Here is a 19,346-nt window from a genome sequence, read left to right on the forward strand (position 1 = left end):
GAAACGACTTCACCAGTGAAACACCGAGCAGGTTTTTAGGAGCGCTGTAATGCCCGAGATAGACATCTATCACTTTTTCCAACAACTGGTTAACGGATTGACCATCGGCAGTACCTATGCCCTGATCGCCATTGGCTACACCATGGTCTACGGCATCATCGGCATGATCAACTTCGCCCACGGCGAGGTGTACATGATCGGTTCCTACGTGGCGTTCATCGCCCTGGCGGGGCTGAGCATGATGGGCCTCGACAATCTGCCGCTACTGATTACCGCTGCTTTCGTCGCCAGTATCGTGGTGACCAGCGCCTACGGTTATGCCATCGAACGCGTGGCCTACCGTCCGCTGCGTGGCAGCAACCGCCTGATCCCACTGATTTCCGCCATCGGCATGTCGATCTTCCTGCAGAACAGCGTCTTGCTGGCGCAGGACTCCAAGGACAAGTCGATTCCCAACCTGATTCCCGGCAGCTTCGTGTTCGGTCCAGGCAGTACCCATGAAGTCGTGATCTCCTACATGCAGATCCTGATCTTCATCGTCACCCTGGTCGCCATGCTCGGCCTGACCTGGTTCATCTCCCGTTCTCGTCTGGGTCGCGCCTGCCGCGCCTGTGCCGAAGACATCAAGATGGCCAACCTGCTGGGTATCAACACCAACAACATCATTGCCCTGACCTTCGTCATCGGTGCCGCCCTCGCGGCCGTGGCTGCGGTATTGCTGAGCATGCAATACGGGGTGATCAACCCCAATGCCGGCTTCCTGGTCGGTATCAAGGCCTTCACCGCCGCAGTACTGGGTGGTATCGGCAGTATTCCGGGGGCGATGCTTGGCGGTCTGGTACTGGGTGTAGCCGAAGCCTTCGGCGCCGACGTGTTCGGTGACCAGTACAAGGACGTGGTTGCGTTTGGCCTGCTCGTATTGGTGTTGTTGTTCCGGCCGACCGGCCTGCTTGGCCGCCCGGAGGTTGAAAAAGTATGACCAAGAAACTCAAATCGGCGTTTTTCAGCGCCCTGCTGGTGCTGGCCGTGGCCTACCCGATCTTCGGCCTGAAACTGGAGATTGTCGGCGTCAAACTGGCCGTTCTCGGCGCCAGCCAGACCACCATGAGCATCATTTTTGCCTGTGCGGCAGCGATGTTCATTCGTGTGCTGTTCCACGATGAAATCAGCGGCCTGTGGCGCAACAAGAGCAGCGGACCTCTGATCCCGGCCAAGGCCAGTAACTTCCTGACCCTGCCGAGCACCCAGCGCTGGATTATCCTGGCACTGATCATGGTCGCCCTGGTCTGGCCATTCTTTGGCTCCCGCGGCGCGGTGGACATCGCCACCCTGGTGTTGATCTACGTGATGCTCGGACTGGGCCTGAACATTGTGGTCGGCCTGGCAGGCCTGCTGGACCTGGGTTATGTCGGCTTCTACGCGGTTGGCGCCTACAGCTACGCCCTGCTCTCGCACTACTACGGCCTGGGCTTCTGGATCTGCCTGCCCATCGCCGGCCTGATGGCAGCGCTGTTCGGCTTCCTGCTGGGCTTCCCGGTGCTGCGCCTGCGCGGCGACTATCTGGCCATCGTGACCCTGGGTTTCGGTGAAATCATTCGCCTGCTGCTGCGCAACATGACCGACCTCACCGGCGGTCCCAATGGCATCAGCAACATCGAGAAACCGACCCTGTTCGGCCTGTCGTTCGAACGCAAGGCTGCCGAAGGGATGCGCACCTTCCACGAGTTCTTCGGCCTCGAATACAACTCGATCAACAAGGTGATCTTCCTTTACCTGGTGGCCCTGCTGCTGGCCCTGGCCGCACTGTTCGTGATCAACCGCCTGCTGCGCATGCCGATCGGGCGTGCCTGGGAAGCGCTGCGGGAAGACGAAATTGCCTGCCGCGCCCTGGGCCTGAATCCGACCGTAATCAAGCTGTCGGCCTTCACCCTGGGGGCTGCGTTCGCCGGTTTCGCCGGTAGCTTCTTCGCCGCCCGCCAGGGTCTGGTGACGCCGGAGTCCTTCACCTTCATCGAGTCGGCGATCATCCTCGCCATCGTCGTGCTGGGTGGCATGGGCTCGCAGTTGGGCGTCATTCTCGCTGCCGTGGTGATGATCCTGCTGCCTGAATTGATGCGTGATTTCAGTGAATACCGCATGTTGATGTTCGGTGCCCTGATGGTGCTGATGATGATCTGGCGTCCTCAAGGTCTGCTGCCTATGCAACGCCCCCACATGGAGCTGCGCAAATGAGCCGCCCACTTCTGCAAGCCACAGGCTTGAGCATGCGCTTCGGCGGCCTGCTGGCCGTCAACGGTGTCGGTCTGACCGTCAACGAGAAACAGGTGGTGTCCATGATCGGCCCCAACGGCGCCGGCAAGACCACCGTTTTCAACTGCCTGACCGGTTTCTACAAGCCAACGGCAGGCACCATCCTGCTCGACGGCGAGCCGATCCAGGGTCTGGCCGGGCACGAAATCGCCCGTAAAGGTGTGGTCCGCACCTTCCAGAACGTGCGCCTGTTCAAGGAAATGACCGCAGTGGAAAACCTGCTGGTCGCCCAACACCGGCACCTGAACACCAACTTCCTGGCAGGTCTGTTCAAGACGCCGGCGTTCCGTCGCAGCGAGCGCGAGGCCATGGATTACGCCGAGCACTGGCTCGAAGCGGTCAATCTCAAGGAATTCGCCAACCGTCCAGCCGGTACCCTGGCCTACGGTCAGCAGCGCCGCCTGGAAATCGCCCGTTGCATGATGACGCGCCCGCGCATCCTCATGCTCGACGAACCGGCTGCCGGTCTGAACCCACGGGAAACCGAGGACCTCAAGGCCCTGATTGGCGTGTTGCGCAACGAGCACAACGCAACCGTTCTGCTGATCGAGCACGACATGAAACTGGTCATGAGCATTTCCGACCACATCGTCGTGATCAACCAGGGCACGCCCCTGGCCGACGGTACGCCGGAACAGATCCGCGACAATCCTGAAGTGATCAAAGCCTACCTGGGGGAAGCGTAAATGCTGCAATTCGAAAACGTTTCCACCTTCTATGGCAAGATCCAGGCGCTGCACAGCGTCAACGTCGATGTCCGTCAGGGTGAGATCGTCACCCTGATCGGCGCCAACGGTGCAGGCAAATCTACCCTGCTGATGACCCTGTGCGGCTCGCCAAGGGCGCACAGCGGCAGCATTCGCTACATGGGCGAAGAACTCGTGGGGCAGGAGTCATCGGTGATCATGCGCAAGAGCATCGCGGTCGTGCCGGAAGGCCGCCGGGTGTTCGCTCGCCTGACCGTGGAAGAAAACCTGGCAATGGGTGGCTTTTTCACGGAAAAAGGTGATTATCAGGAACAAATGGACAAAGTCCTGCAACTGTTCCCTCGCCTCAAGGAACGCTTCACGCAACGCGGCGGCACTATGTCCGGCGGTGAACAGCAGATGCTTGCCATTGGCAGGGCGCTGATGAGCAAGCCCAAGCTATTGCTGCTGGACGAGCCCTCGCTGGGCTTGGCGCCGATCATCATTCAGCAGATCTTCGAGATCGTCGAACAGCTGCGGCGTGATGGAGTGACGGTGTTCCTTGTAGAGCAAAACGCCAATCAGGCCCTGAAAATCGCCGATCGCGCCTACGTCCTGGAAAACGGTCGCGTGGTCATGCAAGGCACCGGGGAAGAACTGTTGGTGGACCCGAAAGTACGCGACGCCTATCTGGGCGGTTGAAGCGTAGGGGGGAATGGCACCTTGATTGGGTGCCAGTGGAAAAACGGCCTACGGGCCGTTTTTTTTGCCTGAATTTTCGAGTCGTTCAAGTGCCGCGCCGCTGCGCTCAAACCAGCGGCACAGATAGTCGATCAACACCTGCATGCGCTTGGGCAGTTCGTTTTCATAGGGGTGTACCAGCAACAGCGGCGTGACACTGGTGTGATAGTCGCGCAACAACCAGTGCAGGCGCCCGTCGGTGATTTCGCGATGGACCATATAGGATGGCAGGCGAGCAATCCCGGCGCCGACCAGCGCCGCTTTCTTCAGCAAACCATAGTGATTACTGGCAAAGGTGCCATTGACCTGCACCCGGGTCAGTTCGTGCTGTTGGTGATAAAGCCACTGATGACGGCCACTGTAATGGCTGTTGAGCAGGCAGCGATGGCTGACCAGTTCCTGTGGCGTCTGCGGCCAGCCATGGGCATCCAGATAGCCCGTACTGGCACAGGTCAGTTCCTGCATCGCCAGCAATGGCCGCGACACCAGGCGCTCATCACTGGCCACATGTGAACGGATGGCCATGTCGAAGCCATCACGGCGCAGATCATGGAAATTATTGCTCAGCTCCAGCTCAACACTGACCTGCGGGTACTCCTCGGCAAACTCACTCAACAAACCGTCGAAAAAGGTTTCGCCCAGAGACACCGGCACCGTCAGGCGCACCTGTCCGACCATTTCATCGCGCATCAGAGCGACGATATCCCGTGCCCGCTCAAGGTTGGCCAAAAGCGCCTGCGCCTGGGGCAACAGCGCCGCGCCGGCCGCAGTCAGGTTAAGGCTGCGGGTACTGCGGTGCAGCAGCAACACCGAGTAAACCTGCTCCAAGTGACTGATGCGCTTGGACAGGCTGCCCTTGCTGCACCCCAGCCGGGCTGCCGCAGCGGTGAAACTGCCGGACTCGATCAACACCGCGAAAGCGGCAAGATCCTCGATCTCGCTCATCGACTGTTTCCTTTAGAGAACCAAAGGTTACCTATTAGCACCTTTATCGACGGTAAAAAAGCGCCCTAAACTCCTCCCACGTTCTTTCTTTGCACAGGAGCACAATATGAAGATTCTATTGATCGGCGCTGGCGGCACCATCGGTTCGGCAGTCGCCAGCGAACTGGCCAAGCGTCACGACGTGGTCCGCATTGGTCGCACCAGCGGCGATTTTCACGTCGATATCAGCGATCGCGACTCGATCCGCAAACTGTTCGAACAGACCGGCAAATTCGATGCCCTGGTCTGCGCCGCCGGCAACGTGACCTTCAAGGCTCTGGGCGAAATGAACAGTGCCGATTTTGACCTGGGCTTGCAGGACAAGCTGATGGGTCAGGTCAATCTGCTGCTGATCGGTCGCGAGTTCGCCAACGATGGCGCTTCATTCACCTTCACGACCGGCGTGCTCGCCCACGACCCGATCCGTAGCGGGACCTCGGCCAGCCTGGTCAACGGCGCCATCGACGCCTTTGTCCGTGCTGCCGCCATCGAACTGCCACGGGGCCTGCGCGTCAACTCCATCAGCCCCACCGTATTGGTCGAGGCCATGGACAGCTACGCGCCTTATTTCCGCGGCTTCAAGCCGGTACCTGCGGCAGACGTTGCCCTGGCTTACGCCAAGAGCGTCGAAGGGCTGCAGACCGGCCAGACTTACCGCGTCGGTTAACGCCTCCTGTGGGACCGGCTTGAGCCGGGAAGAGGTCGGTGCATTCATTACATATATATCGTTTGCAACGCAGCTTTCCCGGCTAGAGCCGGTCCCACACAGCCGCACAATCCCGGTTTACCCCTTGTGATGGCACGACAGCCTGAGTAACGTGGCGGCACTTGTCTGGAGACCGCCACATGTTTGCTCCCCGTTCCGTCCTGTTGTTTGCCCTGCTGCCGCTGTTCACCGGCTGCCAGATGCTGGCCAGCTCATCCTCTTCCGACACCCCGACCGTTTCCAAGGCCGGCATGATCCGTATGCAGGGTGCGTTGAGCGGCGAAGGTGGCAAACTGATCTTCCAGCCCTGCGGTGAGCAGCGCCGTTATGTGGTGCAGGACAGCGGCAATACGGGCGTCCTGCAGGAAGGCGCGAGCCTGGCCAATAACCAGAACACCTTGTTCGCCGACCTGCGCGGCAACTTCGTCGCTGGCAAGGCCGCTGGCAGCGATGGCCAGTTGAGCCTGTATCAGCTGTATCGCGTAGAGCGTGCCGACCCGGCCGCCTGCGCCGATCCCAACTTCAAGTTCCTGACCCTGCACGTCAACGGTAATTCGCCAAAGTGGACCATCAGCGTCAGCAACAAGGGCATGGTCCTGGAGCGCCCGGGCAAAGCCCCCCTGGCCCTTCCTTATGTGGAAGAGCAACTGCCTGAAGGCCGCTTCAGTGTCAGCAGCGAAGCCAATGAGCAGCGCATCGAGTTGTGGGTCGCACCACAGCGCTGCGTCGATACGGCTGACGGATCTGTGCAGCACCTGACCGCCGAGCTGCGCATCAATAGTCAGGTCATGCGTGGCTGCGGCTACTACGGCGGCATGCGCAACGATTAAACCCGGCGCAATTCGGGCGGTCCGGCCAATGGCCGGGCCGCTCAGCATGCGCGGCAATGCTGATCATGGCTTGCCCGGCTCAAGACCCTTATAATCGCCGGTTCTCGTAGTGCTGTCGGGCTTCACCTGCGGCCTGAAACCTGGACACCCTTCATGTTACGAATCACCGAACTCAAGCTGCCGATCGATCACCCGGATGAAGACCTGCGCCCTGCCCTCGTGCAACGCCTGGGGATCGACAGCGCCGACCTGCTGGACTTCACCCTGTTCAAGCGCAGCTACGACGCGCGCAAGAAGTCCTCCGAGCTGTGCTTCATCTACACCATCGATTTCACGGTGCGCGACGAAGCCGCGGTGCTGAAGCGCCTGGGCAACGACCGTAATGTCGGACCGGCACCGGATACCTCCTACAAAGTCGTCGGTCATGCGCCTGCCGAACTCAGCGAACGTCCGCTGGTTGTCGGCTTCGGTCCCTGCGGCATTTTCGCCGGCCTGCTGCTGGCACAGATGGGCTTCAAGCCGATCATCCTCGAGCGCGGCAAGGAAGTGCGTCAGCGCACCAAAGACACCTGGGGCCTGTGGCGCAAGAACGTGCTCAACCCCGAGTCCAATGTGCAGTTCGGCGAGGGCGGCGCGGGGACCTTCTCCGACGGCAAACTCTACAGCCAGATCAAGGATCCGCAATTCCACGGTCGTAAAGTCCTGCACGAATTCGTCAAGGCCGGTGCGCCGGAGGAGATCCTTTACGTCAGCAAACCCCATATCGGCACCTTCCGCCTGACCGGCGTGGTGGCGAACATGCGCGAGCAGATCATTGCCCTCGGTGGTGAAGTGCGTTTTGAGCAGCGGGTTACCGACGTGCTGATCGACGACGGTCAGATGCACGGTGTAGTGCTGGACAGCGGCGAACACATTGAGTCCCGCCACGTGATCATGGCCCTGGGCCACAGCGCCCGGGACACCTTCCGCATGCTCCATAGCCGCGGCGTGTACATGGAGGCCAAGCCATTTTCGGTGGGATTCCGTATCGAACACCCACAGTCGCTGATCGATCAGGCACGCCTGGGCAAATACGCCGGGCATCCGAAACTCGGGGCCGCCGATTACAAACTGGTGCATCACGCGAAGAACGGTCGTTCGGTCTACAGCTTCTGCATGTGCCCGGGAGGCACCGTGGTCGCGGCGACCTCCGAGGTCAACCGCGTCGTGACCAATGGCATGAGCCAGTACTCGCGCAACGAGCGCAATGCCAACTCCGGCATCGTCGTGGGCATCACCCCGCAAGACTATCCGGGCGGTCCGCTGGCCGGGATCGAGTTGCAGGAGCGCCTGGAGTCCCACGCCTACCTGCTCGGCGGCAGTACCTACGAGGCGCCCGCCCAATTGGTGGGCGACTTCATTGCGGGCAAGGTATCGCCGGCCCTGGGCAGCGTCGAACCGTCCTACAAGCCCGGCGTGAAGCTGGTCGACCTGGCCGACGCCCTGCCCGCCTATGCTATCGAAGCCCTGCGCGAAGCCTTGCCTGCGTTCGGCAAGCAGATCAAGGGCTTCGACCTGCACGACGCCGTGCTGACCGGCATCGAAACCCGTACCTCTTCGCCGCTGCGCATCACCCGCGGTGCCGATATGCAGAGCCTCAACGTCAAGGGTCTGTTCCCCGCCGGTGAAGGCGCAGGGTATGCCGGTGGGATTCTTTCCGCCGGGGTCGACGGCATTCGCATTGCCGAAGCCCTGGCCCGGAGCATGCTGGGCATCGAAAGCTCAGAGGCTTAGCCTGATAATCGAGGGTTGGCGGCTGTTGTGAATCGCAATGATTGCAGCCTCCAGCCCTTTATTTTCGAGACAAAAAGAAACGTCCTACAATAAAAACAGACGATTCCTGCAACGCCAAGTTACATAGCTGACAGACATGCATTCCTGCCAAGTACGCTCGCTCTCTTAGAACAAAAAAGAATATAACTTTTGTTTTATAAACCTGATTCACAGGTTAGGGTGACAGACCTTTTGCATGAATATGGAGCGCACCCTTTGCCTCTGCGTAGCACGTTTACCCGTTTTTTTCAGCTGGAGGCCGCCAGTGGCCTGTTGCTGATCGCCGCTGCCGTCCTGGCCCTGATCATCAATAATTCGCCACTGTCCGGCGCGTACAACGCTTTTCTGGAAATCCCGGTCGTCGCCCAGTTCGGCGCCGTAAAGATCGCCAAGCCCCTGCTGCTATGGATCAACGACGGCCTGATGGCGCTGTTCTTCCTGATCATTGGCCTGGAGGTCAAGCGTGAGGTTCTGGAAGGCCATCTGTCGAAACTCTCACAGATCATCCTGCCAGGTGCGGCGGCCATTGGCGGGATGGTGATCCCGGCGTTGGTCTTTACCGCACTCAATTACGACAGCCCGGCAGCCATGACCGGCTGGGCGATTCCCATGGCCACCGATATCGCCTTCGCCCTCGGCGTACTGGCGCTGCTCGGCAAGCGCGTACCGGTGTCGCTGAAACTGTTCCTGATGACCCTGGCGATCATCGATGACCTGGGTGCGATCATCGTTATCGCGGTCTTCTACTCCAGCGACCTGTCAGGCATGGCGCTGACGCTGGCGGCGGCGTCGATCATCACCCTGATCGCCATGAATCGCCTGGGCGTGGTGAAGCTGGCGCCGTACCTGCTGATCGGTCTGGTGCTCTGGGTATGCGTGCTCAAGAGCGGCGTACATGCGACATTGGCGGGCGTCATTCTGGCGTTCTGCATTCCTCTGCGTACGCGCCACGAGGAAGCCTCACCGGCGCTTACCCTGGAACATTCCCTGCACCCTTGGGTGGCCTACGCCATTCTGCCGCTGTTTGCCTTCGCCAATGCCGGGGTATCGCTCAAAGACGTGACGCTGGATAACTTTATTCATCCCGTACCTTTTGGCATCGCTTTGGGCCTGTTGCTCGGCAAGACCGTTGGAGTCTTCGGCCTGACCTGGCTGGCAGTCAAATGCCGCATGGCCACACTGCCGATCGGCGCGGGCTGGGGCCAGGTGTTCGGCGTCGCCATTCTGTGTGGCATCGGTTTCACCATGAGCCTGTTCGTCGGCTCCCTGGCCTATGTACCGGGGATCAGCGAGTTTGCCGGTGAAGACCGCATGGGGATTCTGACGGGGTCGATTCTGTCGGCGTTTATCGGCTATGGGGTAATGGCGTTTTTTAGCCGAAAACCTCATCCCTGATACGACCCGATCCGCAGGAGCCGGCTCCTGCAAATGGTTCGGCATGCGATTTCAATTGGCAAAAAAAATCCCGGCCTCTGGACCGGGATTTTTTATGGGCTGGCTTTAATACTCAATGAGTGACGCGGCTGGTGCCGTTGAGGGTCATGATGCGTACGCGTTCGCCGACCCGGAAAATCTCGTTTTCCTGAACCTGCTGCACATAGGCACGCATGCTGCCGTCATCCTCACGAACAGTGATCTCGACACCCTGGGTACGGGTCAGACCTTCTTCGGTCATCGAACCCAACAGGCCGCCGGCCACTGCGCCGACTACAGCCATGACGATACTGCCGCGACCGCCGCCGACGGCGCTGCCGCCGACACCACCGACAATCGCACCGGCACCGGCACCGATTGGCGTCTTGGTGCCTTCAATCTTCACCGGGCGCAGCGACTCAATGGTTCCCAGACGAACGGTTTGTACAGCCCGCGCTTCATCGCGGGAATACGAATCGCCGGTCAGACTCGAAGTACAGCCGCTGAGCGCCATCACCATCGCAGTGAATGAAGCAGCCAGCAAAGCAGACTTGCGCATATAGATACCTCCAGGGTGAACAGATGCCCATTAGACTCCGCGTCCTGAACACTGTCACGCCTCTCTATCTTTAATTAATGTTTATTCAGCCGATATACAGCGGCTCAAGGTGCAAGCCGCTCACGCAGCCAGCTGTCGCCCTGCAAACGATAGTTCAAACGGTCATGCAGGCGGCTCGGACGGCCCTGCCAGAACTCGATACGCTCCGGCAGCAGGCGATAGCCCCCCCAGTGCTCCGGGCAGTGCGGCTGGCTGTCACTGAAGCGTGCCTGGGTGTCCTTGAGCAGGCTTTCCAGTTCCTCACGATCGGCGATCACCTGGCTCTGGGGCGAGGCCCATGCCCCCAGGCGACTGCCCAGCGGACGGACCTGGTAGTAGGCGTCGGACTCTTCAGGTGAGACCTTGACCACCCGCCCCTCGATACGAACCTGGCGCTCCAGAGTCGGCCAGAAGAACGTCATGGCGGCGAACGGGTTGGCGATCAGTTGTTCACCCTTGGCGCTGTCGTAGTTGGTGAAAAACGTAAAGCCCTGCGCATCCAGCCCCTTGAGCAGCAATACCCGACAGTGCGGACGACCAGCCTGGTCGACTGTCGCCAACGTCATTGCGTTGGCTTCCACCGGCTTCTGCTCGGTCTGCACCGCTTCGTCGAACCAGCGATGGAACAGCGCAAACGGCTCGTCCGGCGCCTGTGCTTCTGCCAGACCATCGCGAGCATAATCACGGCGCATATCGGCCAGGGGTTGGGTCATGACGTCCTATCCTTCGTTAAAAGTATCCGTGGTCAGTTGCTGCTGGCCTGATCGCCGGTCGCCTTCTTTGCCGTCTTGGCAGGAGCGGCTTTGGCGGGGGCGGCTTTCTTGGCCGGAGCAGCCTTCTTGGTTGCAGGTGCCTTGGCGGTAGACGGTGCTGCTTTCTTGTCGGTCGCAGCCTTGGCCGGCGCTTTTACCGCTGGCTTGGCGGCCACTGGAGCAGCGGCAGCGGCTGGCGCGGCCTGGGTGCTTTGTACAGCAGCCAGGGTCGGCGCCTGGGGAATCTCGTATTTGGCCATCAGCACCGCCATAGTGTTCTGCGGCGTCATGAATATCTCAATGCGACGGTTCAGCGCACGGCCCTGTACGCTGTCATTGGCTGCACGGGGCATCGCCGACCCCATGCCGCGCAGGCTCAGGCGATTACGCTCCAGGCCGCTGAGACGGAAGATTGCCGCTACGGACTGGGCGCGCTGCTGGCTGATCTGCTGGTTGAGGTCTGCGCCGCCGACAGCATCGCCGTGCCCCAGTACCAATACTGCGGTTTTTGGATCACCTTCGACCAGCTTGGCCAGGCGGGTAATCGGACCCAGGGTTACCGGCAGCAACAGGGCCGGGCGGTTCGGGTTGAAGGAGCTGTCGATAGGCGCGGTGATGACCAACAGATCGTCGCGGCGCTCGAGTTCGAACGGGCTGTCCTTGATCGCCACACGCAGACGCGGTTCGTAATCATCGAGCCAGGCCTTGGTCACCTTGGGGTCGATGACCACTGCCGCCGCCTTGGGCTGATCGGCCTGCTTGGCGTCGCTACCAAACGGCCACCACCACTTGCTATCGCTGTCAGCCTTGGCTACCGCAGCAGGTGCGGCTGGCTTGGCTGCGACTGCTGGCTGGGCCGGGGCGTCGGCCTTGGCAGCGGCGCCATCCGAGCCGAACGGCCAATACCAGTGCTTCACATCCGCCGTATCAGCCTTGTCAGCCGACGTGGCGACTTGCTGGGCTGTGGCAGGCTTGGTGTCGGAGCTGCCAAACGACCACCAGCTATGGCCGGTGTCGTCAGCAACGTCCTTCTGAGGAGTTTGCGCACACCCCGCAGCAGTGGCGAGGCAAAAGGCGATGGCAAGGCTTTTATTGAGTGACATGGGGTGACCCGCAAAAAATGGTAAGCGAATAAAGGAAACGGCAGAGAGCCCGTATAACACGCATAAACAGACTCTTGGAAAGGGAAACCGTCACACGGTTCCTGTAACAGGGTATTAACTGACAATCGGTATGAAACAAGTACTTATGATGAATACTTATTGCAAACACTCACCCAGGACGCGCGCCAGCTTTTGCGCCCGCGGATCCATCAGCACATAAGGGCCGAGGGTGTTGGTGACAAAGCCAAAAGCGACCTCACGCTCAGGGTCGGCAAAGCCGATGGACCCGCCCGCGCCAGGATGACCGAAAGCCTTGGGGCCCAGACCATAGGTGGCATTGACGACGTCCGGCTGATCGAGCATGCAACCCAGGCCAAAGCGGGTCTGGGTCAGGAGAGTCAGGTCATCGCCCTGGCTGTGGGTGCGGGTCAGTTCGTTGAGCAACTCGGCTTCCAGAAGGCTGCCTTCGAGCAGGCCGGCGTAAAAACCGGCCAGACTGCGGGCATTGCCATGACCATTGGCAGCTGGCTGTTGCATGCGTCGCCATTCCGGCTTGTTGGTGCTGGTCATGATCGACGGCGGATTGGTAAAGGCCCGGGCGGTCATGGAGTTCGGCTCACGCATGGTGGTCTGCAGCAGGCGCTGTGCCGCTTCATCACCGGCATTGCCCTTGCTGCGAGCGATATGGGCGACCCGATGAAACTCCTCATCGGCCAGGCCGACATGGAAATCCAGACCCAAGGGCCGGGCAATCCGCGCAGCAATGGACTCACCCGGCCCGCGGCCATCAGCCCGGCGAATCATTTCCCCGACCAGCCAGCCGTAAGTGATGGCGGCATAGCCATGGCCCTGACCGGGCGTCCACCACGGCGTCTCGGCAGCCAGGGCGGCGGTCATGGCGTTCCAGTCATACAGGGCTTCGGCGGGCAGCAGTTCGTGCAAGGCCGGCAGACCGGCCTGATGGCACAGTAGATGGCGCAGGGTAATGCCTTGCTTGCCCGCCGCCGCGAACTCCGGCCATAGCCTGGCTACCGGTTCGTCGAGGTGCAGCTTGCCCTCGCCGACCAGTTGCAGGGCGGCAACGGCAGTAAAAGTTTTGGTACAGGAAAACAGATTGGCGATGGTATCGCTGTGCCAGACCTCAGTTCCGTCCTTGTCGGCAGTGCCGGCCCACAGGTCGACCACCGTCTGCCCGCCCACCTGAATACACAAGGCCAGCCCGCGCTCCTGAGGGTCATCGAAAAGCGCGGCGAACGCTTCGCGAACAGCTTCGAATTGCAGCTCGAAATGACCTTGGATCTGCATTCGCGGGTTCTCCTGACGGCGGGTGCACAAACAAAAAGTGGCGTGCATTGTTCCAGTGAAACGCCCCTTTGGGAACAGACGTCAGGATATCTCGCGGCGAAATGGCGGCAGCGCGTTGAGAATCGCCTTGCCGTAACGCTGAGTCACCAGACGCCGATCCAGCAACGTGATGGTGCCGCGATCCTGCTCGGTACGCAGCAGCCGGCCGCAGGCCTGAACCAGACGCAATGAGGCGTCGGGCACGGCGATTTCCATGAACGGGTTGCCACCACGCGCTTCGATCCACTCGGCCAGGGCCGCTTCCACCGGATCATCCGGCACGGCAAAAGGAATTTTGGCGATCACCACGTGCTCGCAATAGGCGCCGGGCAAGTCCACGCCTTCGGCGAAACTGGCCAGGCCGAACAACACGCTGGAATCGCCGCCATCGACCCTGGCCTTGTGCTTGTTGAGGGTTTCCTGCTTGGACAGGTTGCCCTGAATGAACACCTGCTTGCGCCAGTCCCGCTCCAGGCCGTCGAACACGTCCTGCATCTGCTTGCGCGAAGAGAACAGCACCAGGGTGCCCCGGGAGCCTTCCACCAGATTTGGCAGCTCGCGAATGATCGCCGCAGTATGGGCGGCGGCATCGCGAGGATCGGCCTTGAGGTCCGGCACCCGCAACACACCGGCATCGGCATGATGGAACGGGCTCGGCACCACCGCCGTCACCGCGCCCTTGGGCAGGCCGGCACGCATGCGATAGCGGTCGAACTTGCCCAGAGCGGTCAGGGTTGCCGAGGTCACCAGGGCACCATAGGCGACGTTCCACAGGTTGCGTCGCAGCATTTCAGCAGCCAGGATCGGGCTGGCGTTGACCTCGATATCAAACAGCGAACCGCTGTCGGCCAGGGTCAGCCAGCGCGCCATGGGCGGGCTGTCTTCCGGGTCTTCGGCGGTAAAGGCCGTCCACAACTCCCAGTTACCGTGGGCGCGGGCCAGCAGGCTGCCGAACAGCGGGTACCACTCCTCGGCCTGATGACTGGCAATGCCGATATTGACCTCACCGTCCATGCCTTCCTTGAGCAGGTCGGCCAGGCGGGTGAACAGATCGTCGAGACGGGCAAAGCCCTTTTTCAACTCGATACCCATCTCGCGGATATGCTCGGGCACCACACCGCCGATGAAGCGATGGCGCGGCCGCTCGCGGCCTTCCATGTCTTCACCGGCGCGGAAGTCAGCCAATTGCTCGCAGGCACTGAACATGAACTGTTGCTGGCCCTTGATCTCCCGGGCCAGTTCCGGCACCTGTTCGATCAGCTTGCCCAGGTCTCCCGGCAGGGGGTGTTGAGCCAGCAGCTTGGTAAGATTTTTTGCCGTCTGCTCCAGCCAATCGGCGGTGGAGCGCAGCCGGGTGTAGTGGGCGAAATGGCCGATAGCCTTGTCCGGCAGGTGGTGGCCTTCGTCGAAGACGTACAGGGTATCCCTGGGATCGGGCAATACAGCACCGCCGCCCAGGGCCAGGTCGGCCAGGACCATGTCGTGGTTGGTGACAATCACATCGACTTTGCCCATGCCTTCGCGAGCCTTATAGAAGGCGCACTGCTGAAAATTCGGACAATGACGGTTGGTGCACTGGCTGTGGTCGGTGGTCAGGCGCGCCCAGTCCTGATCTTCCAGAGCCTGGGGCCAACTGTCGCGGTCGCCGTCCCATTTATTGCCGGCGAGCTTCTCGATCATGCTGGTGAACAGCTTCTGACTGGCCTCATCGACCTCGATCTTGAAGCCTTCTTCTTCGAACAGCTGTGCTGTAGCGTTGGCCGAGTCGCCCTCTTGCAGGAGCATGTCGAGCTTGGACAGGCACATGTAGCGCCCGCGCCCCTTGGCCAGGGCGAAAGTGAAATTCATGCCGCTGTTGCGCATCAGCTCGGGCAGATCCTTGTAGACGATCTGCTCCTGCAGGGCGACAGTGGCGGTGGCGATGACCAGACGCTTGCCTGCGGCCTTGGCCGTGGGAATGGTGGCTATGGCATAGGCCACGGTCTTGCCGGTACCGGTGCCCGCTTCCACCGCGACCACAGCCGGGTCGCCAGAGCGCCGCCCTTCCTCATCGGTTTCGATATCACCCAGCACCTTGGCGACCTCAGCGATCATCAAACGCTGGCCATAACGTGGCTTGAGGCTCTTGGCTTCGAGGAAACGCGAATAGGCGCCCTGAATCTGGGATTTGAGTTCGGTACTGATCATGGCTTGGGGCGCTACAAATATGCTGGATAAATTCTCAGTAGTTCTGAGAGGTCGCTATCATACCTCGCTAAATCCATCCGCGCAGAACGGAGTACCTGATGACACCCTTTTCCCTCGTCTACACCCTGCATGTCCTCGCCGCCCTGGCCTGGGTCGGCGGCATGTTTTTCGCCTGGATGGTCCTGCGCCCGGCGGCCGTCGCCGCGCTGGAGGGCCCGCCACGCCTGAAATTATGGCTGAATGTGTTCCCGCGCTTTTTCGTCTGGGTCTGGCTGGCCGTGGTAATTTTGCCGATCAGCGGTATCGGCATGATCCAGTTGCAATTCAGCGGTTTCGAAACCGCACCGCGCTACGTACAGGTGATGATGGGCCTGTATGTCGTGATGGTTGCCCTGTTCATCCGCATCCAGGGCCTGCAACTGCCGGAGCTGCGTCGAGCGGTGGAGGCGGAACAGTGGGCTGAGGGCGCTGCGACGTTGGGCCGGATTCGGCGGCTGGTGGGGAGTAACCTGATTATCGGCCTCGCGGTGGTGGCGATTGCGGCGGCGCGGCCGATGTTTTAAGGCATATTGCCGTGAGGGACCGGCCGCAGGAGCCGGTTGCTGGCGATGGCATGAGTTCAGGCAACGCAGTCGTCGCCTGTTATACCGCTATCGCCAGCAAGCCGGCTCCTGTGAGGTCTCACTCCAACTCAAGGAATTGAGTTGGCTCTGATGATTTGCCGTTATTACAAATGCTGCACCGTCACCGAACCCGCCGAACCTTTGCCGCCAGGTTGCCCGGCTTCGCCAGTGCGACCGGCCTTGCCACCGTCGGCACGATAGACCAGACAGCCTTTCGAAGCGCCACCCTGACCGCCCTTGCCGCCTGCACCCGGTGCGCCACCGGCACCGCCGTCAACCTGCACCTTGATGCGCTCGGCGGTAAACTCCAGTGGCACTTCAAGCCTTACCTGACCACCTGCGGCGCCTTCATGGCCGTCGCCACCCCTGTCGCCATCGGAGCCTTTGCCCGCCTGCCCCCAGGTGCAACCCGGGGCCTTGCCGTTGCCGCCGTCCAGGCCGCTATAGCCCGGCGCACCGGTACCGCCGCGGGCATCCACCGCGAGCGTATCAGCTTTCAGATGCTCCAGGCGCAGCGTCAGGTTGCGCCCCGGCAACGCCGGTTTCTCGAAACTGCCAGCCGCGCCACGAGCGCTGATCTGGCTGCCGCTGCCCAGTTCGCCTTGCTTGACCGTCAGTTTGAACGCCGTCGGGCCGGGAACGATGGTGATGCGCGCCTCGCGACCCAGTTTCAATTCGCCAACATTCATTTCGGTGACTTTGGCCGGAACCCACAAGGTTGCACCGTCGGCGACTTCCAGACGATCCAGTTGCAGAACGCTGTTATTGCCGGGCAGGCGCATGAAGGAATTGGGCTGCACATTGATGGATTGGGCCATCGCCAGGGGGCTGCACAGCGCAGCGAGCAGACAGAGACTACGCATGGCTGATTTCCTGCGATGGACGAAAAAAGGATTGCAGATGGAACATGCCAAAACACAGGATTTGCAGACGATCGCGCCAAGGATGGGCTCGTGCACGCAGATCGCTGTTGAAAAACAGCACCTCAAGCACGTGGATCAGCAGCATAAGGCCGCCAGCCAGCTTGAGCAGTATCTCGAAAGGGCTTGGCAGTTCGATAGCCAGGCTCACCAACACCACCAGCCAGAAGGCCAGCGTCAACACTTTCCCCATGCCCCAAAACAGCTTCATTACATGCCCCTGGTTATAGTTTTTCTGCGAACGCTTCCTATTGGGAACGCACAGTAACGGCTAGGGGGAAGAATATGCCAGCGCGGGGGTGAAATTTCATGTAGCCGGGAAGTGAACCGCCAGGCGGTTTCAGAAAAGAGCGGGCCCGGCAGCAAGCCGGGCCCGTCTGTTTACAGCAAGGGATCAACGGTTGATCTTGATTTCCACACGACGGTTCTGCGCACGGCCATCAGCGGTCTTGTTGTCCGCGACCGGGCGGCTTTCGCCAAAACCTTCGACGGAAACGAACTCACTACGCGGGATGCCCGAGCTGACCAGGTAATCGGTCACCGAAGCGGCACGCTTCTGCGACAGTTTCTGGTTGTAGGCATCGCTGCCAACGCTGTCGGTATGGCCACTGACGTGCAGTTGCGCAGTCGAAGCTTCGCGTTTCAGGCGAGTGGCAATGACGTCGAGTTTTTTCTTGTCAGCGGCGGTCAGCTTGGCCGAGTCGAACTCGAACAGCACGTCGCGGATGACAATCACTTCCTCGCGGGACGAAGTGACCGGCTCAACCGGCACCGGCGCCGCTACAGGCGGTGGTGGTGGCGGGCAACCATCGGCATCGACCACTACGCCCTTAGGCGTGTTCGGGCATTTGTCACGGCTGTTCGGTACGCCGTCGCCATCATCATCGCCATCGCCATGCACCCAGCAATAGGCACCGGCCATGACACCCACCGCCCCACCCAGACTCGCCGCGACCGCAGCAGTCTGGAAGGCACCGACAGCAGCGCCACCCAACGCGCCACCCGCAGCGCAAATCGGCCAGTCAGTCTTTTGCAAGCCAGCGCAACCCGTCAGGACGCTGGTAACGAGAAGCAGAGGTAACGCCGTGCGCAACATTCTCATATGTTTTTCTCCTAATAGTCGGCCCACCGCCGCTCAAGGATTAAAGACGGCACTTGGCCATAACGCCAGCTTTATCCCGTGTTTCCGGGAGATTGCACTCATTTTTATACTTTTCGTCACCCAGCTCTGGAAAACGCTGAACGATTCATTTCGCCAGCAGTCAACGGCGCCGTAAAAAGCGCTTTCCAGAAATCAGGTGCAGTGAGACTAGGCCACGATCCCGGAGCGAGCTAGTCTTGCCATTCCAGACGAGGATTTTTGATGACCGAAGGTTTTTCCACCCGCACTCCCCAACAGGCCATGGCGGCCCTGCTCGACCGTTATGCGCCTGAACGCCTGCTGCTGGTCGGCAGCCAGGCTTTCCCGGCATTGCAGGCGTTTCGCGAGGCGCACCCCGACAGCCATGTGTTCCAGGCCATGCCCGGACCGCTATCGGCGGAACTTGCCGGGCAACGCTTCGACCTGGCCCTGGTGGTGGACTGCCTGGAGCACATCCCCAAGCGCATCGGCCTGGAATTGCTCGGCGGCATCCGTAACCTCAACGCCAGTCGCATCGCCGTACTGGCCGACCTGCACGCCTGCGGCTGGCAGGACACCGACTTCTACTCCCTGGCCCTGCAAGTCAGCGAACGCTTCGCCCGGGATGAACAGGTCCTGTCCCTGTACACCTACGACTTGCGCGAATACAAGCAAGTCCCCGACTGGTTAAACGCGAAGTTCTGGGCCAATCCGGAGAATTTTGGCAAGTATTGGTGGTAAATCATGAGTAGCACTATTTGTCCCTGCGGCAGCGGGGATCTGTTGCTGGCCTGTTGCGGCCACTTCCATGCCGGGCAGCCCGCGCCCTGTGCCGAGAAACTGATGCGTTCGCGCTACAGTGCCTATGTGTTGGGCCTGATCGATTATCTGGTGGCGACGACCTTGCCGGTGCAGCAGGCCGGGCTGAACCGCGAGTCCATCAGTCAGTGGAGTGCCCAGAGCACCTGGCTGGGCCTGGAGGTGGAAAGCGCCGAGGTGTTCGGCGGCAAGCCCGAGCACGCTTTCGTCACGTTTACCGCACGCTGGCACGACAACGACGGCGAGCACAGCCATCGCGAGCGTTCGTCGTTCGTGCAGAATCAGGGCCGTTGGTACTTTATCGACCCGACCGTGCCGCTCAAGGCCGGGCGCAATGACGCCTGCCCGTGCGGCAGTGAGCAGAAATTCAAGAAGTGCTGCGCCGGCTTCGTCTGACC

The 19,346-nt window shown here is 60.8% G+C and carries 20 protein-coding genes; 11 read left to right on the forward strand and 9 right to left on the reverse strand.

Annotated elements, in window-relative coordinates:
- The first annotated feature begins 49 nt into the window (after nt 1–49).
- The 4 genes from livH to ACCD02_RS12865 are packed head-to-tail and all read left to right on the forward strand — an operon-like array spanning nt 50 to nt 3,698.
- Complete coding sequence (livH, locus tag ACCD02_RS12850; RefSeq protein ID WP_413302000.1) at nt 50–979, forward strand: high-affinity branched-chain amino acid ABC transporter permease LivH; 930 nt, start codon at nt 50–52, stop codon at nt 977–979.
- Complete coding sequence (locus ACCD02_RS12855) at nt 976–2,232, forward strand: high-affinity branched-chain amino acid ABC transporter permease LivM (RefSeq protein ID WP_413302003.1); 1,257 nt, start codon at nt 976–978, stop codon at nt 2,230–2,232. The genes livH and ACCD02_RS12855 overlap by 4 nt, the downstream gene beginning before the upstream one ends.
- On the forward strand, nt 2,229–2,996 hold the full coding sequence (gene livG / locus ACCD02_RS12860; protein ID WP_413302006.1) for a high-affinity branched-chain amino acid ABC transporter ATP-binding protein LivG: 768 nt from the start codon (nt 2,229–2,231) through the stop codon (nt 2,994–2,996). The genes ACCD02_RS12855 and livG overlap by 4 nt, the downstream gene beginning before the upstream one ends.
- On the forward strand, nt 2,997–3,698 hold the full coding sequence (locus tag ACCD02_RS12865; RefSeq protein ID WP_259098998.1) for an ABC transporter ATP-binding protein: 702 nt from the start codon (nt 2,997–2,999) through the stop codon (nt 3,696–3,698).
- Nucleotides 3,699–3,746: 48 nt separating this feature from the next.
- Here the strand turns inward: ACCD02_RS12865 and ACCD02_RS12870 are convergent, their stop codons facing one another.
- Nucleotides 3,747–4,682 (reverse strand): LysR family transcriptional regulator, encoded by a 936-nt coding sequence (locus ACCD02_RS12870; protein WP_413302009.1) that lies wholly within the window; start codon nt 4,680–4,682, stop codon nt 3,747–3,749.
- Between the two features lie 106 nt (nt 4,683–4,788).
- On the opposite strand from ACCD02_RS12870, the gene ACCD02_RS12875 reads away from it, so the two are divergent.
- From ACCD02_RS12875 to nhaA, 4 genes are all read left to right on the forward strand, one after another.
- On the forward strand, nt 4,789–5,388 hold the full coding sequence (locus ACCD02_RS12875; RefSeq protein WP_413302012.1) for a short chain dehydrogenase: 600 nt from the start codon (nt 4,789–4,791) through the stop codon (nt 5,386–5,388).
- A 179-nt stretch (nt 5,389–5,567) separates the two neighbouring features.
- Nucleotides 5,568–6,257, forward strand: a complete 690-nt coding sequence (locus ACCD02_RS12880) for a COG3650 family protein (protein WP_413302015.1) — start codon at nt 5,568–5,570, stop codon at nt 6,255–6,257.
- Nucleotides 6,258–6,410: 153 nt separating this feature from the next.
- Complete coding sequence (locus ACCD02_RS12885; RefSeq protein ID WP_413302018.1) at nt 6,411–8,030, forward strand: NAD(P)/FAD-dependent oxidoreductase; 1,620 nt, start codon at nt 6,411–6,413, stop codon at nt 8,028–8,030.
- 255 nt (nt 8,031–8,285) lie between these two features.
- Entirely contained in the window at nt 8,286–9,464 is a 1,179-nt protein-coding gene (nhaA, locus tag ACCD02_RS12890) for a Na+/H+ antiporter NhaA (protein ID WP_413302019.1), read from the forward strand.
- A 112-nt stretch (nt 9,465–9,576) separates the two neighbouring features.
- Here the strand turns inward: nhaA and ACCD02_RS12895 are convergent, their stop codons facing one another.
- The 5 genes from ACCD02_RS12895 to dinG all read right to left on the reverse strand — a co-directional run bounded on the left by ACCD02_RS12895 (nt 9,577) and on the right by dinG (nt 15,466).
- On the reverse strand, nt 9,577–10,041 hold the full coding sequence (locus ACCD02_RS12895) for a glycine zipper domain-containing protein (protein ID WP_413302022.1): 465 nt from the start codon (nt 10,039–10,041) through the stop codon (nt 9,577–9,579).
- 104 nt (nt 10,042–10,145) lie between these two features.
- Complete coding sequence (pdxH, locus tag ACCD02_RS12900; RefSeq protein WP_413302024.1) at nt 10,146–10,793, reverse strand: pyridoxamine 5'-phosphate oxidase; 648 nt, start codon at nt 10,791–10,793, stop codon at nt 10,146–10,148.
- A gap of 32 nt (nt 10,794–10,825) precedes the next feature.
- Nucleotides 10,826–11,935 (reverse strand): OmpA family protein, encoded by a 1,110-nt coding sequence (locus ACCD02_RS12905; protein WP_413302027.1) that lies wholly within the window; start codon nt 11,933–11,935, stop codon nt 10,826–10,828.
- A 156-nt stretch (nt 11,936–12,091) separates the two neighbouring features.
- On the reverse strand, nt 12,092–13,240 hold the full coding sequence (locus ACCD02_RS12910) for a serine hydrolase domain-containing protein (protein ID WP_413302030.1): 1,149 nt from the start codon (nt 13,238–13,240) through the stop codon (nt 12,092–12,094).
- An 81-nt stretch (nt 13,241–13,321) separates the two neighbouring features.
- Nucleotides 13,322–15,466 carry an ATP-dependent DNA helicase DinG gene (gene dinG, locus ACCD02_RS12915; protein ID WP_413302032.1) on the reverse strand — a complete coding sequence of 715 codons (2,145 nt, stop codon included), beginning with the start codon at nt 15,464–15,466 and terminating at the stop codon, nt 13,322–13,324.
- A gap of 98 nt (nt 15,467–15,564) precedes the next feature.
- Between dinG and ACCD02_RS12920 the strand changes: the two genes are divergently transcribed.
- Nucleotides 15,565–16,029: a CopD family protein gene (locus ACCD02_RS12920; RefSeq protein ID WP_413302035.1), complete on the forward strand. Its 465-nt coding sequence runs from the start codon at nt 15,565–15,567 to the stop codon at nt 16,027–16,029.
- Between the two features lie 164 nt (nt 16,030–16,193).
- On the opposite strand, the gene ACCD02_RS12925 is transcribed toward ACCD02_RS12920, so the two are convergent.
- The 3 genes from ACCD02_RS12925 to ACCD02_RS12935 all read right to left on the reverse strand — a co-directional run bounded on the left by ACCD02_RS12925 (nt 16,194) and on the right by ACCD02_RS12935 (nt 18,111).
- Nucleotides 16,194–16,952: a collagen-like protein gene (locus tag ACCD02_RS12925; protein WP_413302037.1), complete on the reverse strand. Its 759-nt coding sequence runs from the start codon at nt 16,950–16,952 to the stop codon at nt 16,194–16,196.
- Nucleotides 16,945–17,220, reverse strand: a complete 276-nt coding sequence (locus tag ACCD02_RS12930) for a DUF1145 domain-containing protein (RefSeq protein ID WP_413302040.1) — start codon at nt 17,218–17,220, stop codon at nt 16,945–16,947. The genes ACCD02_RS12925 and ACCD02_RS12930 overlap by 8 nt, the downstream gene beginning before the upstream one ends.
- A 183-nt stretch (nt 17,221–17,403) precedes the next feature.
- Entirely contained in the window at nt 17,404–18,111 is a 708-nt protein-coding gene (locus ACCD02_RS12935) for an OmpA family protein (protein WP_413302042.1), read from the reverse strand.
- A gap of 261 nt (nt 18,112–18,372) precedes the next feature.
- On the opposite strand from ACCD02_RS12935, the gene ACCD02_RS12940 reads away from it, so the two are divergent.
- Together ACCD02_RS12940 and ACCD02_RS12945 are read left to right on the forward strand one after the other, a co-directional pair.
- Nucleotides 18,373–18,870 carry a DUF6231 family protein gene (locus ACCD02_RS12940; protein WP_413302044.1) on the forward strand — a complete coding sequence of 166 codons (498 nt, stop codon included), beginning with the start codon at nt 18,373–18,375 and terminating at the stop codon, nt 18,868–18,870.
- A 3-nt stretch (nt 18,871–18,873) separates the two neighbouring features.
- Nucleotides 18,874–19,344: a YchJ family protein gene (locus ACCD02_RS12945; protein ID WP_413302050.1), complete on the forward strand. Its 471-nt coding sequence runs from the start codon at nt 18,874–18,876 to the stop codon at nt 19,342–19,344.
- Nucleotides 19,345–19,346 lie beyond the last annotated feature (2 nt).

Source organism: Pseudomonas sp. Pseusp88 (assembly GCF_047303955.1).
Taxonomy (GTDB): domain Bacteria; phylum Pseudomonadota; class Gammaproteobacteria; order Pseudomonadales; family Pseudomonadaceae; genus Aquipseudomonas.